This window comes from Allobosea sp. Leaf344 (assembly GCF_001426225.1).
Lineage (GTDB): Bacteria > Pseudomonadota > Alphaproteobacteria > Rhizobiales > Beijerinckiaceae > Allobosea.
Genome location: NZ_LMRT01000014.1, coordinates 338,327 through 352,844, shown reverse-complemented (window position 1 = coordinate 352,844; position 14,518 = coordinate 338,327). Strand labels below are relative to the sequence as shown.

Below are 14,518 nucleotides of genomic sequence, written 5' to 3'. Positions count from 1 at the left end.
TTAGACCGCCGCGTTTTCGTAAACCACCCGGCCCGCGACGATTGTCGTGCGCACCAGGCCCTGTAGCCTGGCCTCGTCGAAGGGCGAGTTCTTGGCGCGCGATTTCAGCGTGCGCTTGTCGACGATGAAGGGCGCGTCGGGATCGAGCAGGATCAGATCCGCCGGCGCTCCCTTGACCAGCCGCCCGCAGCCGAGCCCGAGCAGAGCGGCCGGGCGCTGCGTCAACGCCGCGAGCAGGACCGGCAGCGGCACCTGCCCGGCATGGAACAGCCGCAGCGCCGCCGCCAGAAGGGTCTCGATGCCGAGCGCGCCATCGGCGGCGTCGGCGAATGGCTGGCGCTTGGTCTCGACATCCTGCGGGTCGTGATCGGAGACGACGACGTCGATCACGCCCTCGGCCAGCGCCGCGACCATCGCCAGCCGCTCGTCCTCGAGACGCAGAGGCGGCGAGACCTTGCAGAAGGTGCGGTAGTCGCCGACGTCGTTCTCGTTCAGCGTGAGGTTGTTGATGGAGACGCCGCAGCTCACCCTGAGCCCGTCGGCCTTGGCGCGGCGCACCAGCTCGACCGAATCGGCGCAGGAGATCATCGCGGCGTGGTAGCGGGCGCCGGTAGCGCGGGCGAGCCGGATGTCGCGCTCCAGCATCACCGTCTCGGCCTCGCGCGGTATGCCGGGCAGCCCCTTGCGGGTGGCGAATTCGCCTTCGTTCATCACGCCGGAGCCGCGCAGATCGGGATCCTCGACATGGTTCATGATCAGCGCGTCGAAATCGCGGCCATAGATCATGGCCCGGCGCATCAGCTGCGGGTTGCGCACCGCCTTCGCGCCATCGCCGAAGGCGACGGCACCGGCCTCGAGCAGCAGGCCGAATTCGGTGATCTCCTTGCCCTGGATGCCCTTGCTCAGCGCGGCGCAGGGCAGGACGTTGACGATGGCCTTGTCGCGGGCGCGGCGCTTCAGGAAATCGATGATGGCGGGGTCGTCGATCGGCGGATCGGTATCGGGCCGGCAGACGATGGTGGTGACGCCGCCGGCCGCCGCGGCCTGCGAGCCGGTGCCCAGCGTCTCGCGGAACTCGGCGCCGGGCTCGCCCAAAAAGGCCCGCAGATCGACCAACCCCGGCGCGAGAAGGAGGCCGCGCGCATCGCGCCGCTCCAGGCCCTGCGGCGTCTCGGGCGCGCCCTGCCCCCAGACGACGTCGGCGATCAGCCCGCCGCGCACCAGCACCGCGCCGCGCTCCTCCCGCCCGCTGGCGGGATCGAGCAGGCGGGCGTCGACGATCGCGAAATCCTGATGCTCGGCCATGGGTCCGTCAGCCATTGGGCAGGTGCTGGGCCAGCGCGTCGAGCACGGCCATCCGGACGGCGACGCCCATCTCGACCTGCTCGCGGATGAGCGATTGCGCGCCGTCGGCCACCTCCGAGGAGATCTCGACGCCGCGATTCATGGGGCCCGGATGCATCACCAGCGCATCCGGCGCGGCGAGGTCGAGCTTTTCGCGATCCAGGCCGAAATAGCGGAAATACTCCTTCATCGAGGGCACGAAGGCGCCGTGCATCCGCTCCAGCTGAAGGCGCAGCATCATCACGATGTCAGCGCCTTCGAGCCCTTTCTTCATGTCGGTGAAGACCGCGACGCCCATCCTGTCGATGCCGGCCGGCAGCAGGCTGGAGGGCGCGATCAGGCGGACCTTGGCGCCGAGCGCGTTGAGCAGGATGATGTTGGAGCGGGCGACGCGGGAATGCAGGATGTCGCCGCAGATCGCCACCGTCAGCCCCATGATCCGGCCCTTGTTGCGGCGGATGGTCAGCGCGTCGAGCAGCGCCTGGGTGGGATGTTCATGGGCGCCGTCGCCGGCATTGACGACCGAGCAGTCGACCTTGCGGGCGAGCAGATTGACCGCGCCGGCCGCCTGGTGGCGCACCACCAGAATGTCGGGCCGCATCGCGTTCAGCGTCGCGGCGGTGTCGATCAGCGTCTCGCCCTTCTTCACCGAGGAGGAGGCGACGGACATGTTCATCACATCCGCGCCGAGGCGCTTGCCGGCGAGCTCGAAGGAGGCCTGCGTCCGCGTCGACGGCTCGAAGAACAGGTTGATCTGGGTGCGGCCGCGCAGGGTGGCGGTCTTCTTCTCGACCTGCCGCGACAGGGCGACGTAATCATCCGCCCGGTCGAGCAGCGCCTCGATATCCAAATGCGACAGCCCCTCGATCCCGAGGAGATGGCGGTGCGGATAGAGCGGCGCTGGCGATGTCATTTGAAGCAGGGTGTTTAGGCGCGACTCGGATGCAGCGCAAGCGCCGTCGTGGCGCGCCGCGCTCTGACCGGACGCGTCAGCGGCCGCAGCCGGGGGCGCCGGAGCGGCGCCCTCACCGGCCGGCGCGTCGATGCTCTGCCGTAGCGGCGACATTGGCGCAACAGGCGCGGAGTTTGACAAGCGCGGTGGCCTTACCCACTTTCACGCCCCTGCCCGACAAGCTATCACCCGCACCGAGCCATTTGCGTCCTGCCGGCATGATCGTGCCTGCGACTGCATTGTCCATTTGAGAACGAACGCCCCATGAAGCTCCTCGTCGTCGAGTCGCCGGCCAAGGCCAAGACGATCAACAAATATCTCGGCTCCGATTACGAGGTCGTGGCCTCCTTCGGCCATATCCGCGATCTGCCGGCCAAGGATGGCTCGGTCGATCCGGAGGATGACTTCAGGATGCTCTGGGAGATCGAGGGGCGCGGCGCCAAGCAGGTGTCCGAGATCGTCAAGGCACTGAAAGGTGCCGACAAGCTGATCCTCGCCACCGACCCCGACCGCGAGGGCGAGGCGATCTCCTGGCATGTGCTGGAGGCGCTGAACCAGAAGCGGGCGCTGAAGGGCATTCCGGTCGAGCGCGTCACCTTCAACGCCGTGACCAAGGACGCGGTGCAGAAGGCGCTGGCCAATCCGCGGCAGGTCGACCAGGCGCTGGTCGACGCCTATCTGGCCCGCCGCGCCCTGGATTATCTCGTCGGCTTCACCCTGTCGCCGGTGCTGTGGCGCAAGCTGCCCGGCGCCCGTTCGGCCGGGCGGGTGCAATCGGTGGCGTTGCGCATCGTCTGCGACCGCGAGCGCGAGATCGAGGCGTTCCGCGCCCGCGAATACTGGTCGCTCGTCGCGACGCTGGCGACCGCGAGGGGCGGCGAGTTCGAGGCGCGGCTGGTCGGCGCCGACGGCAAGAAGATCTCGCGGCTCGACATCGGCACGGGCGAGGAGGCGAAGGCCTTCAAGGCGGCGCTGGAGACGGCGGCCTTCGCCGTCTCGAATGTCGAGGCCAAGCCGGTCAAGCGGCATCCCCACCCGCCCTTCCAGACCTCGACGCTGCAGCAGGAGGCCTCGCGCAAGCTCGGCATGGCGCCGGCCCGGGCGATGCAGGTGGCGCAGCGGCTCTATGAGGGCGTCGATATCGGCGGGGAGACCGTCGGCCTCATCACCTATATGCGCACCGACGGCGTCGACATGGATTCGAGCGCCATCGCCGCCGCCCGCTCGGTGATCTCAAAGGAGTTCGGCGCGCGCTACGTCCCGAACGCGCCGCGCAAATACACGGTCAAGGCGAAGAACGCGCAGGAGGCGCATGAGGCCATCCGCCCGACCGATCTGGCGCGGCTGCCGGCGATGGTGGCGCGCCATCTGGAGCCGGAACAGGCGAAGCTCTACGAGCTGATCTGGACCCGGACGATCGCGAGCCAGATGGAATCGGCCGAGATGGAGCGCACCAGCGTCGACATCTCCGCCACGGTCTCCGGCCGTCAGCTCGAACTGCGCGCCAGCGGCCAGGTCGTGCTGTTCGACGGCTTCCTGAAACTCTATCAGGAAGGGCGCGACGACGAGGAAGACGAGGACAGCCGGAAGCTGCCGCCGATGAAGGCCGGCGACCCGCTGGAGAAGCGCGCCATCGCCGCCGACCAGCATTTCACCGAGCCGCCGCCGCGCTATTCCGAGGCGAGCCTGGTCAAGCGCATGGAGGAGCTCGGCATCGGTCGTCCCTCGACCTATGCCGCGACGCTCTCGACCCTGCGCGACCGCGAATATGTCCGCATCGAGAAGAAGCGCCTGGTGCCCGAGGACAAGGGCATGCTCGTCACGGCCTTCCTCGAGAGCTTCTTCAAGCGCTATGTCGAGTTCGATTTCACCGCCAATCTCGAGGAGAAGCTCGATCGGGTCTCCAATGCCGAGATCGACTTCAAGGTGGTGCTGCGCGAGTTCTGGGACGAGTTCACCCGGGCCATCGGCGAGACCAAGGATCTCAGGGTCACGGAGGTGCTGGAGGCGCTGAACGGCGTGCTGGGCGCCCATGTCTTCCCGACGCGGGAGGATGGCGGCGATCCGCGCTCCTGCCAGGTCTGCGGCACGGGCACGCTCTCGCTCAAGCTCGGCAAGTTCGGCGCCTTCGTCGGCTGCTCGAACTATCCGGAGTGCCGCTATACCCGCCCGCTCACGGTGTCGGCCGCCGATGGCGAAGCCACGGCCGAGGGCGGCCAGGGCGCGCCGGGCGTGCGCATCCTCGGCAAGGATCCGGTCACCGAGCAGGAGGTCACGCTGCGCGACGGCCGCTTCGGCCCCTATGTCCAGCTCGGCGAGGGCGAGAAGCCCAAGCGCTCCAGCCTGCCCAAGGGCATGAGCGCCGGCGATGTCGGCCTGGAGAAGGCGCTGGCGCTGCTCTCCCTGCCGCGCGAGGTGGCCCGCCACCCCGAAAGCGGCGAGCCGATCCTGGTCGGCATCGGGCGCTACGGGCCCTATGTCCAGCACGGCAAGACCTATGCGAATATCGACCGGGACGACGACATTCTCGAACTCGGCGGCAATCGCGCGATCGACCTGATCGTCGCCAAGGAGAGCGGCGGCGGCGGTCGCAGGTTCGGAGGCGGTGCCGCGGTGCCGGGGCGCGAGCTCGGCGAACATCCCGCCGGCGGCGCGCTCGTCGTGCGCGCCGGGAAATACGGGCCCTATGTCAATTGGGGCAAGGTCAACGCGACGCTGCCGAAAGCCCTGGCGCAGGATTCGATCACGCTCGAACAGGCGGTCGAGTTGGTCAACGCCAAGGCCGAGAGCAGCGGCGTGAAGGGCGGCGGCAAGGGCAAGGCCAAGGCACCCGCGAAAGCCAAGGCGCCCGCCAGGGCCAAGGCTCCCGCCAAGGCCAAGGCGGCGGACGGTTCCGCGGCCAAAGCCGCGGCCAAGCCCAAGGCGCCGGCCAAGGCCAAGGCTTCGGCGAAAACGACAGGCGCATCCGCGGCCGCGCCGAAGCCCAAGGCGGCCGCGAAGGGCTGAGCGGGCCGGCGCCATGAGGATCCTCGTCGTCGCATGCCACCCGCTCGAGGATAGTTTCCATCACGCGGTGCGGGAGCGGACGCTCGCCGGGCTCTCCCGCGCCGGGCACGAGATCCGCCTGATCGACCTCTATGCCGAGGGGTTCGACCCCGTGCTGAGCGCCGAGCAGCGGCGCCACTATCATGATGCCGGCGTCAACGAGCAGGGCGTCGAGGCGCATCTGGAGGCGCTGCGCTGGTGCGAGGGGCTCGTCTTCGTCTATCCCACCTGGTGGTACGGCCAGCCGGCGATCCTGAAGGGCTGGCTCGACCGGGTCTGGGTGCCGCATGCGACCTTCGCCATGCCGTCGGGCAACAAGCCGATCGGGCGGGTGCTGACGCAGATCCGGCTGGTCGCGGCGGTCTCGACCCTCGGCGCCCCGTGGTGGTGGTGGGAGCTCGTGATGTTCGCACCCGGGCGGCGCGTGCTGCTGACCGGCATCGCGGTGCTCTGCCATCCGCGCTGCCGCAAGCTCTGGGTGGCGCTGCACCGGATCGACACCGCCACACAGCCGCAGCGCGAGGCCTTTCTCGCGCGGGTCGAGCAGCGGATGGCATCCATCAAATGAGCGGCGGACGCATGCGCCTGGAGGGCTTCAGGGTGCTGCGCATCCGTGCTCCACTGCGTGCTGCTGGTTGACGGCACAAGACGCTTGGGGAGCAGACGCATGGAGATGGTTGGTTTCGTCGGTCTCGGCCGCATGGGCAGGCCGATGGCCTCGAATATGTGCCGCAAGGACTTCCGGCTCGTGGTTCACGACATCAACAGCGAGGCGGTCAAGGAGCTGGAATCGCTGCAGGCCCGGGCCGGGGAATCGGTCGCCGACGTCGCCGGCCAGTCGGACATCATCGTGACGATGCTGCCGAACTCGGCGGTGGTGCAGGAGGTGGTGGCGGGCGCCGCGGGCATTCTGGAGCATGCCAAGCCGGGCAGCCTGATCATGGATATGAGCACGGTCGATCCGCTGCTGACCGACGCTCTCGCCAAGCAGGCCGCCGCCAAGGGCATCGGCTATGTCGATGCGCCGGTGGGGCGCCTGGCCTCCCATGCCGACCGGGGCGAGTCGCTCTTCATGGTCGGCGGCAGCGACGCGGATTTCGCCCGGGTGAAGCCGCTGCTCGAGGCGATGGGCACCACAGTCTATCATTGCGGGCCGGTCGGCGCCGGGATGCGCACCAAGCTGGTCAATAATCTGCTCGCGGTCGCCTCCTGCCAGATGAATGCGGAGGCGCTCTCGCTGTCGCAGCGCTTCGGGCTCGACATCGAGAAGACGCTGGAGGTGCTCTACGGCACGACGGCGGTCAACGGACAGCTCAAGATCGCCTGGCCGGCCAAGGTGCTGGCGGGGGATATCGAACCCGGCTTCACCATCGATCTCGCCCATAAGGATCTGAGCCTGATCGTCGAGGCCGCCAATGCGGCCAAGGTGCCGATGCCGATGGTGGCGGCCGCGCGCGAGGCCTTCAGCGCGGCCCGTGCCGCCGGCTTCGGCGGCAAGGATTTCTCCGCCATGGTGGATGCGCATTGCCAGGCGGCCGGGATCGCCAAGCCGCGGCTGAAGCGCTGAGCAGCGGGCGCAGCCCGCGCCCTGCCGACCAATCCGGCGCCGGCCGCCCCTCCCTCGCGTCCCGCCCGCTGATGCGGCGGCGGCGCGGCGCCGAGGGCAGCGGCCTCAGCCTTTCTCGATCAAGGGGGTCCCGTGCAGTCAGCACAGGCGGAGAAGACCGACAGCCAGGCGAGCGAGAGCTGGCCGCGGCAGATCTACGAGGCGCTGAAGGCGGCGGATGTCCGGCACATGGCCTATGTGCCCGATGCCGGCCACAGCCAGCTGATCAAGCTGTTCCACGGCGATGAAGACGTCGTCACCAATGTCCTCACCACCGAGGAAGAAGGCATCGCGATCGCGGCCGGGGCCTGGCTCGGCGGGCAGCGCTCGGTGCTGCTGATGCAGTCGAGCGGCGTCGGCAATTGCATCAACATGCTGTCTTTGCCGGTGCAGGGCCGGTTTCCGCTGCTGATGCTGGTGACGATGCGCGGCGAATGGGCGGAGTTCAATCCCTGGCAGGTGCCGATGAGCAAGGCGACGCAGCCGAGCCTCGAGGCGATCGGCCTGCGGGTGTTCCGGGCCGAGACGCCGGAGGATCTGGTCGACACCGTCACCGCCGCCGCCGCCTTCGCCTATGAGGGCGACCAGCAGGTCGCGGTGCTGATCGGCCAGCGCCTGCTCGGCAAGAAGAAATGGTGAGCGCCATGACCACCGCCATGACCACCTCCCCGCAGAGCGCGACGCTGGCCCGGCGCGAAGCCGTCGCGACGCTTCTGTCCCGGCGCAGCAACCTGCTCGTCGTCACCGGGCTGGGTTCGCCGAGCTATGATCTGCATGCCGCCGGAGACCGCGACGACAACTACTATCTCTGGGGCGCCATGGGCGGGGCGGCGCTCGTCGCGCTCGGGCTTGCGCAGGCCCAGCCGGCGAAGACCGTGATGGCGCTCACCGGCGATGGCGAGGCGCTGATGGGGCTCGGCGGCCTCGCCAGCATCGCCATCGCGAAGCCGCTCAATCTGGTGGTGGTGGTGATCGACAACCAGCATTTCGGTGAGACCGGGATGCAGGCGAGCCATACCGGGCTCGGCATCGACCTGGCGGCGATCGCCGCGGCGGCGGGTTTCGCCGAGGCGCGGACGCTGTGGACGATGGAAGAGGTCGGAAAGCTGGCCGAGACCCTGAACGCGCCGGCGCAGGGGCCGCGGCTCTATGTGATCAAGGTCGAGCCGAACAACCCGCCGCGCTCCCTGCCGCCGCGCGACGCGGTCCATGTCAAGAACCGGCTGCGGGCGCATCTCGGCTTCCCGGTGCGGTAGCGCGCAGCGCTTCGCATTCCGAGACGGCCCGCCGTGGCCGTCTCGGAGCGTCCGCTCAGCTCAGCCTTAGAGAGGCTTCAGCCCGGCCTCGATCTGCGCCCGGCGCGGCTCCAGGAAGGGCGGCAGCGCCAGCTTCTCGCCCATCGTCTCGGCCGGCTCGTCGGCGGAGAAGCCGGGCTCGTCGGTCGCGATCTCTATCAGGATGCCGTTCGGCTCGCGCAGATAGAGCGAGCGGAAATAGAACCGGTCGATCTTGCCACTATTGGGATAGCCGGCCTCGCGCAGCCTGTCCGCCCAGGCGTCGTAATCCGCGAAGGTCGGGGTGCGCAAGGCGAGATGATGCACGCCGCCCGCCCCTTCCCGCGCCTGCGGCGCATCCGGCTCGACCGCGACATGCAGCTCCGCCGCCGGGCCACCGGCGCCGATCCGGAAGACATGGATTTCGCCATCGGCATGGGCCGCGTCGCGATAGCTGCCCTCCCGCACCAGGCCGAGCAGCTTCGTGAGCACGGTCTCGGTGCGCTCGAGCTTCGGCACCGAAATGGTGACGGGGCCCAGGCCGCGGATCTGATGCTCCGCCGGGACCGGGCTCTTCTCCCAGACGACGAAGGGGATGGTGCCGCCATCGGCGAGCAGCGTCAGGCGCTGGCCCTCCGGATCCTCGAAATCGATCGCGGCGCGGCCATTGATCCGGCGGATCGGCGAGACGGCGACGCCGGCCTCGCCGAGCCGCTCGCGCCACCAGTCGAGCGACGCCTCGTCCGCGACCCGCAGCGCCGTGCGGATGATCGCATTGGTGCCGCGCCGGGCGGGAGCCGCCGGCCAGTCGAAGAAGGTGAGATCGGTGCCGGGCGAGCCCGCGCCATCGGCATAGAAGAGGTGATAGGCCGAGGTGTCGTCCTGGTTCACGGTCTTCTTGACCATGCGCATGCCGAGCGTCTCGACATAGAAGCGGCGATTGCCCGGCGCATCGGCCGAGATCGCGGTGACGTGGTGGATGCCGGTCAGTGTCATGATGTCGTCTCGCTGCTGGCAGGATCGGACCCTGCTCTCTGCCGCAACAGATAGAGGCCCCGTCCGCAAGGAACAGGGCCTCTTACCCAAGGAAGACATTGCAGCGGCGCAAACTCTAGCCGAGGCTCGCCTCGGCTGCGGCCGCTCAGGGCTTCGAGGTCGCTGGTGGCGCGGAGACCTCGGGCGCCGAAGCCTTGTCGCCGCTGTTGAGCGGCTTGGTGCAATCCTGCGGGTTCTTGTTGCAGTCGAAGACCATGGTCGGCGCGCGCGATTCTCCCGAGCTGCCGGCCGAAGGCAGGATCATGTTCTGACCCTTGTCGATCTGGCTGGGATCGGTGGTCTTGGGGCCGAGCCCAGAGGCGTTGGCGCCCCCCGCCGTAGGCTGCGGCCCGCCGGGCGGCGGCGACTGGTTCTGGGGAACAGGGTCCTTCAGCGCCTCCTGCGCCGGCACCGCAGCGGAACTCAGCGACAGGGCCAGCACGGTGAGAACCGTCCGCGAAACAGATCCGAACATCGACGTCTCCTCTGGGGATGGCCGCGACGCGCGGCACATCCGGGATGTGATGTCCGGGAAACCGCCGGCCGGGCCCGAAGGTTCCGGTCGGGCTCAGGAGGCGACGGCGTGGCGGCTCGGCTTGGCCTTGAGTTTCAGCGCTTCGAGATCCTGCCGCTCGCGCGGGGTGTTGCGCATCAGCTGGTCCTTGCCGGGCTGGTACTGGACCGGCTGGGCCAGGTCGACGCCATACCAGGCGGCGGAGCGCAGGACGAAGGAGGGATCGGCGAGATGCGGCCGGCCCAGCGCGACGAGATCGGCACGGCCCGCCGCGATGATGGTGTTGGCCTGGTCGGCGCTGGTGATGTTGCCGACGCACATGGTCGCGACCTCGGCCTCGTTGCGGATCTGGTCGGAGAACGGGGTCTGGAACATGCGGCCATAGAGCGGACGGCCGTCACGCACCGTCTGCCCGGTGGAGACGTCGACGAGATCGCAGCCCGCCTGCGCGAAGGCGCTGGAGATGGCGACCATGTCCTCGGGCGTGACGCCGCCCTGCTTCCAATCGGTCGCGGAAATGCGCACCGACATCGGCTTCTCCCGCGGCCAGACGCTGCGCAGCGCCTCGAAGACCTCGAGCGGATAGCGCAGCCGGTTCTCGACGGAGCCGCCATAGGCGTCGCTGCGCTGGTTGGTCAGCGGCGACAGGAAGCTCGCCAGGAGATAGCCATGGGCGCAATGCAGCTCCAGCATGTCGAAGCCGGCGCGCTCCCCCCGCTCGGCCGCCGCGACGAAGGCGTCGCGGACCCGGTCCATATCGGCGCGGTCCATTTCGCGCGGCACCTGGCTCTCGGGATAATAGGGCAAGGGCGAGGCGGAGATGATCGGCCAGGCGCCCTCCTCCAGCGGCCGGTCCATGCCGTCCCACATCAGCTTCGAGGCGCCCTTGCGGCCGGCATGGCCGAGCTGCAGGCAGATCTTGGCCGCCGAATTGGCGTGGACGAAATCGACGATCCGGGCCCAGGCGGCCTCCTGCGCCTCGGTATAGAGGCCGGCGCAGCCGGGGGTGATCCGGGCATCGGCGGCGACGCAGGTCATTTCCGTGAAGATCAGCCCCGGCCCGCCGATGGCGCGCGAGCCGTAATGCATCAGGTGCCAATCGCCCGGCAGCCCGTCCTGCGCCGAATATTGGCACATGGGCGAGAGCACGAGCCGGTTCTCGACCGTCATCTCGCGCATCCGGAAGGGCTGGAAGGCCGGCGGGACGGGGGAACCGTCCTTGCGGCGGCGCGCCAGCGGCCCGAGTTCCTGCGCGACGAGAGCATCGACCGCGGCGACGAAATCGGGCGCGCGCAAAGCGAGATTGTCATAGGTGATCGCCTTCGACCGGGTCATCAGCCCGAAGGCGAAGCGCAGCGGCGCGAAATCCCAGAAGCGCTCGAGCTGTTCGAACCAGACCAGCGAGACATCGGCCGCATGCTGGGTCTTCTCCACCTCCTCGCGCCGCGTCGTCTCGAAATGCGCCAGCGCCCGGCCGACATCGAGACCGGCCTCGTGGAAGGAGCGATGCAGCGCGATCGCATCCTCCATCGCGAGCTTGGTGCCGGAGCCGATCGAGAAATGCGCGGTCGATTTCGCATCGCCCAGCAGCACGACATTCTCCACCACCCAGTGGCGGCAGCGGATCATCGGGAAATTGCGCCAGAGCGAGCGGTTGGTGATCAGGCGGTGGCCCTGCAGCTCCTCGGCGAAGACCTTTTCCAGGAAGGCGGCGGATTGCGCCTCGTCCATGGCGCCGAGACCGGCCTTGGCGAAGGTCTCCGGATCGGTCTCCAGAACCCAGGTCGAGCGGCCTTTCTCATATTGGTAGCAATGCGCGATGAAGACGCCGTGCTCGGTCTCGCGGAAGAAGAAGGTGAAGGCGTCGAAGGGCCGGGTCGAGCCCATCCAGGTGAATTTGTTCGGGCGCAGATCAGTCTCGGGCTGGAAGCGATCGCGCCAGCCTTCGCGGATGCGGCTGTTTATGCCGTCGGCGCCGACCACCAGATCGTAATCGCGCTTCAGCTGCTCGATATCGGGCGCCTCTTCGCTGAAGCGAAGCGAGACGCCGAGCTCGCGGGCCCGGGCCTGCACCAGCAGCAGCAGCGAGCGGCGCGAACAGCCGCAGAAGCCGTTGCCGGAGACCCGGTGCACGCTGTCCTTGAAATGGATCTCGATATCGTCCCAATATGCGAAATTGTCGCGAATGGCGGCGTAGCTCTTCTCATCCGCCGCCTTGAACGTGTCGAGGGTCTGGTCGGAGAACACGACGCCGAAGCCGAAGGTGTCGTCCGGCTGGTTGCGTTCGAAGACGGTGACGTCGAGGCTCGGCCAGTCGCGCTTCATTAGCAGCGCGAAATACAGCCCGGCCGGGCCCCCGCCTACGATCGCGATGCGCATGATACCCTCCGCCAGCCACTGCCAAAATATTTTAGGTCTGAAATAATCGAATCTCAAGGGGCGGATTGCCGCGTGCCTCACCGGACCGCTGGCTGGGGATGATCGCCGAATTTTCCTGCCATATCGCGCGGAACTGCGGCGGAATCGCATAATGCCGCGAAGGCCCAAGCGGCCTTGCCAAATACTTTAGACCTAAAATATATTGGCCAGATCGGGAGGGTCCGGATGTCTTCGGCGAGACAGATCTCATTGGCCGGACAGCATGCGCTGGTGACCGGCGGCGGGCGCGGCATCGGGCGCGCGGTCGCCTCTGCGCTGAAGGCGCAGGGCGCGGTCGTCAGCATCGTCGGGCGCGACGCCGGCGTGCTGCGGGAGGCCGTGGCGCAGGGCGCCGCCGATGCATTCAGAGCCTGTGACGTCCGCGACGAGGCCGCGATGGCGCGGGCTTGTTCCGAACTCGGCGAGACGGCGCCCATCGACATCGTCGTCGCCAATGCCGGCGCCGTCGAGACCGGCTCCTTCGCCGGCAGCGATGCCGAGCGTTTCCGCCGGATGTACGAGATCAATCTGATCGGCACCGTCAACGCCTTCCACGCGGCCCTGCCCGGGATGCAGGCACGCAGGCGCGGCCGGCTGATCGCCATCGCCTCCACCGCCGGGCATCGCGGCTATGCCTATGTCTCGGCCTATGTCGCGGCCAAGCATGCGGTGATCGGGCTGGTGCGCTCGCTGGCGCTGGAGACGGCCCGCTCCGGCATCACGGTCAACGCCATCTGCCCCGGCTATACCGATACCGACATGGTCTCCGGCAGCCTCGATGCGATCACCGCCAAGACCGGCCTGTCGCGGGACGAGGCGCTGGCGCAGCTGGTGAAGAGCAACCCGCAGGGAAAGCTGATCTCGCCCGAGGAGATCGCGGCGGCGGTGCTCTATCTCTGCGCCGCCTCCTCGGATTCCGTCACCGGCCAGTCGCTGCTGATCAATGGCGGGGAGTTCTAGACGGCCATGGAAACCCCCGCCCATCTGGTGCTCGACCGCGAGACAAAGGCCAGCGAACGGCCCGGCGACCATAAGGACGAGCTGCGGCTCTGGCTGCGCATGCTGACCTGCTCGACGCTGATCGAGACAGAGATCCGCAACCGGCTGCGCGAGGAGTTCAAGACCACCCTGCCCCGCTTCGACCTGATGGCGCAGCTGGAGAAATCGACCACCGGTCTGACGGTCGGCGAGGTCTCGCAGCGGCTGATGGTCTCCAACGGCAACGTTACGGCCGTGGTGGCGGGGCTGCTGGCCGACGGGCTGGTCGACAAGCGGGCCGCGCTGCAGGACCGGCGCGTCCAGGTGCTGACGCTGACGGCGCAGGGGCGCAAGCTGTTCAGGGGCATGGCCGAGCGCCACGAGGCCTGGATCGCTGAGCTGTTCGCCGGGCTCGACGCCATGGAAATCACCCAGCTGTTCCGGCTGCTGGGGCGCACCAAGAGCTCGCTGCACAATGCGATCGCCCAGCGCGGTGCCGCGGGCAAGGGAGAGAGCCGATGAGCCTGGCCAATGCCACCACCCTGCCGCTGGCCGGCTTCACGCCGCGGCATTTCCAGCTCGCCGTGGCCGGCAAGGTCGCGACCGTGACGCTGAACCGGCCGGAGAAGAAGAACCCGCTGACCTTCGAGAGCTATCGCGAGTTGACCGATCTCTTCCTCGCCGCGCAGCAGGAAGAGCAGGTCAAGGCGATCGTGATCACCGGCGCCGGCGGCAATTTCAGCTCCGGCGGCGACGTCTTCGAGATCATCGGTCCGCTCGTCGCGATGGAGACCAGGGACCTGCTGAAATTCACCCGCATGACCGGGGAGCTGGTCAAGGCGATGCGCGCCTGCCCGCAGCCGGTGATCGCCGCCATAGACGGGATCTGCGCCGGCGCGGGCGCGATCATGGCGATGGCCTCCGACATCAGGCTGGGCACCGGACAGAGCAAGATCGCCTTCCTGTTCAACCGCGTCGGCCTCGCCGGCTGCGACATGGGCGCCTGCGCGATGCTGCCCCGGATCATCGGCCAGGGCCGGGCGGCGGAGCTGCTCTATACCGGCCGGGTGCTGCGCGGGGAGGAGGCGGAGCGCTGGGGTTTCCTGAACCGGCTCGTGGAGCCCGCCGCCCTGCTCGATCAGGCGCAGGCGCTCGCCGCGGAACTCGGCGACGGCCCGACCTTCGCCAACGCCATGACCAAGCGCATGCTCGAGATGGAATGGGCGATGTCGGTCGAGAGCGCGATCGAGGCCGAGGCGGTGGCGCAGGCTCTGTGCATGCAGACCGAGGATTTCGCGCGCGCCTACCATGCCTTCGCGGCGAAGCAGAAGCCGGTCTTCGAGGGTAACTGA

The 14,518-nt window shown here is 68.4% G+C and carries 13 protein-coding genes; 8 read left to right on the top strand and 5 right to left on the bottom strand.

What is annotated here, in order from left to right:
* Together pyrC and ASG72_RS13605 are read right to left on the bottom strand one after the other, a co-directional pair.
* Entirely contained in the window at positions 1-1,320 is a 1,320-nt protein-coding gene (gene pyrC, locus ASG72_RS13610; protein WP_244488799.1) for a dihydroorotase, read from the bottom strand.
* Complete coding sequence (locus ASG72_RS13605) at positions 1,313-2,257, bottom strand: aspartate carbamoyltransferase catalytic subunit (RefSeq protein ID WP_056713105.1); 945 nt, start codon at positions 2,255-2,257, stop codon at positions 1,313-1,315. The genes pyrC and ASG72_RS13605 overlap by 8 nt, the downstream gene beginning before the upstream one ends.
* A 303-nt stretch (positions 2,258-2,560) precedes the next feature.
* Here ASG72_RS13605 and topA point away from each other — a divergent pair, with 303 nt between their 5' ends.
* From topA to ASG72_RS13580, 5 genes are all read left to right on the top strand, one after another.
* Positions 2,561-5,302, top strand: a complete 2,742-nt coding sequence (gene topA, locus ASG72_RS13600; RefSeq protein WP_056713102.1) for a type I DNA topoisomerase — start codon at positions 2,561-2,563, stop codon at positions 5,300-5,302.
* Positions 5,303-5,315: 13 nt separating this feature from the next.
* A complete protein-coding gene (locus tag ASG72_RS13595; RefSeq protein WP_056713096.1) occupies positions 5,316-5,909 on the top strand; it encodes an NAD(P)H-dependent oxidoreductase in 594 nt (197 codons plus the stop codon).
* A gap of 99 nt (positions 5,910-6,008) precedes the next feature.
* The gene (locus ASG72_RS13590; protein ID WP_082540335.1) at positions 6,009-6,908 is read left to right on the top strand and encodes an NAD(P)-binding domain-containing protein; all 900 of its coding nucleotides are present in this window, start codon (positions 6,009-6,011) and stop codon (positions 6,906-6,908) included.
* 132 nt (positions 6,909-7,040) lie between these two features.
* Positions 7,041-7,586 carry a thiamine pyrophosphate-binding protein gene (locus ASG72_RS13585; protein ID WP_056713094.1) on the top strand — a complete coding sequence of 182 codons (546 nt, stop codon included), beginning with the start codon at positions 7,041-7,043 and terminating at the stop codon, positions 7,584-7,586.
* Positions 7,587-7,591: 5 nt separating this feature from the next.
* Positions 7,592-8,203 carry a thiamine pyrophosphate-dependent enzyme gene (locus ASG72_RS13580; protein ID WP_244488798.1) on the top strand — a complete coding sequence of 204 codons (612 nt, stop codon included), beginning with the start codon at positions 7,592-7,594 and terminating at the stop codon, positions 8,201-8,203.
* 66 nt (positions 8,204-8,269) lie between these two features.
* On the opposite strand, the gene ASG72_RS13575 is transcribed toward ASG72_RS13580, so the two are convergent.
* From ASG72_RS13575 to ASG72_RS13565, 3 genes are all read right to left on the bottom strand, one after another.
* A complete protein-coding gene (locus ASG72_RS13575; protein ID WP_156395964.1) occupies positions 8,270-9,217 on the bottom strand; it encodes a ring-cleaving dioxygenase in 948 nt (315 codons plus the stop codon).
* Positions 9,218-9,362: 145 nt separating this feature from the next.
* A complete protein-coding gene (locus tag ASG72_RS13570; RefSeq protein ID WP_056713092.1) occupies positions 9,363-9,731 on the bottom strand; it encodes a hypothetical protein in 369 nt (122 codons plus the stop codon).
* Positions 9,732-9,824: 93 nt separating this feature from the next.
* Positions 9,825-12,149 (bottom strand): bifunctional salicylyl-CoA 5-hydroxylase/oxidoreductase, encoded by a 2,325-nt coding sequence (locus ASG72_RS13565; protein ID WP_056713088.1) that lies wholly within the window; start codon positions 12,147-12,149, stop codon positions 9,825-9,827.
* Positions 12,150-12,374: 225 nt separating this feature from the next.
* Between ASG72_RS13565 and ASG72_RS13560 the strand changes: the two genes are divergently transcribed.
* From ASG72_RS13560 to ASG72_RS13550, 3 genes are read left to right on the top strand one after another with little or no spacing between them, the layout of a single operon-like run.
* Positions 12,375-13,148 carry an SDR family NAD(P)-dependent oxidoreductase gene (locus tag ASG72_RS13560; RefSeq protein WP_056713086.1) on the top strand — a complete coding sequence of 258 codons (774 nt, stop codon included), beginning with the start codon at positions 12,375-12,377 and terminating at the stop codon, positions 13,146-13,148.
* 6 nt (positions 13,149-13,154) lie between these two features.
* A complete protein-coding gene (locus ASG72_RS13555; protein WP_156395963.1) occupies positions 13,155-13,688 on the top strand; it encodes a MarR family transcriptional regulator in 534 nt (177 codons plus the stop codon).
* The gene (locus ASG72_RS13550; protein WP_056713084.1) at positions 13,685-14,518 is read left to right on the top strand and encodes an enoyl-CoA hydratase family protein; all 834 of its coding nucleotides are present in this window, start codon (positions 13,685-13,687) and stop codon (positions 14,516-14,518) included. The genes ASG72_RS13555 and ASG72_RS13550 overlap by 4 nt, the downstream gene beginning before the upstream one ends.

Bases quoted from the DNA above. Each gene is read 5' to 3' on its own strand.
- pyrC (WP_244488799.1), bottom strand. From the start codon at position 1,320: ATGGCTGACGGACCCATGGCCGAGCATCAGGATTTCGCGATCGTCGAC.
- ASG72_RS13605 (WP_056713105.1), bottom strand. From the start codon at position 2,257: ATGACATCGCCAGCGCCGCTCTATCCGCACCGCCATCTCCTCGGGATC.
- topA (WP_056713102.1), top strand. From the start codon at position 2,561: ATGAAGCTCCTCGTCGTCGAGTCGCCGGCCAAGGCCAAGACGATCAAC.
- ASG72_RS13595 (WP_056713096.1), top strand. From the start codon at position 5,316: ATGAGGATCCTCGTCGTCGCATGCCACCCGCTCGAGGATAGTTTCCAT.
- ASG72_RS13590 (WP_082540335.1), top strand. From the start codon at position 6,009: ATGGAGATGGTTGGTTTCGTCGGTCTCGGCCGCATGGGCAGGCCGATG.
- ASG72_RS13580 (WP_244488798.1), top strand. From the start codon at position 7,592: ATGACCACCGCCATGACCACCTCCCCGCAGAGCGCGACGCTGGCCCGG.
- ASG72_RS13575 (WP_156395964.1), bottom strand. From the start codon at position 9,217: ATGACACTGACCGGCATCCACCACGTCACCGCGATCTCGGCCGATGCG.
- ASG72_RS13570 (WP_056713092.1), bottom strand. From the start codon at position 9,731: ATGTTCGGATCTGTTTCGCGGACGGTTCTCACCGTGCTGGCCCTGTCG.
- ASG72_RS13565 (WP_056713088.1), bottom strand. From the start codon at position 12,149: ATGCGCATCGCGATCGTAGGCGGGGGCCCGGCCGGGCTGTATTTCGCG.
- ASG72_RS13560 (WP_056713086.1), top strand. From the start codon at position 12,375: ATGTCTTCGGCGAGACAGATCTCATTGGCCGGACAGCATGCGCTGGTG.
- ASG72_RS13555 (WP_156395963.1), top strand. From the start codon at position 13,155: ATGGAAACCCCCGCCCATCTGGTGCTCGACCGCGAGACAAAGGCCAGC.
- ASG72_RS13550 (WP_056713084.1), top strand. From the start codon at position 13,685: ATGAGCCTGGCCAATGCCACCACCCTGCCGCTGGCCGGCTTCACGCCG.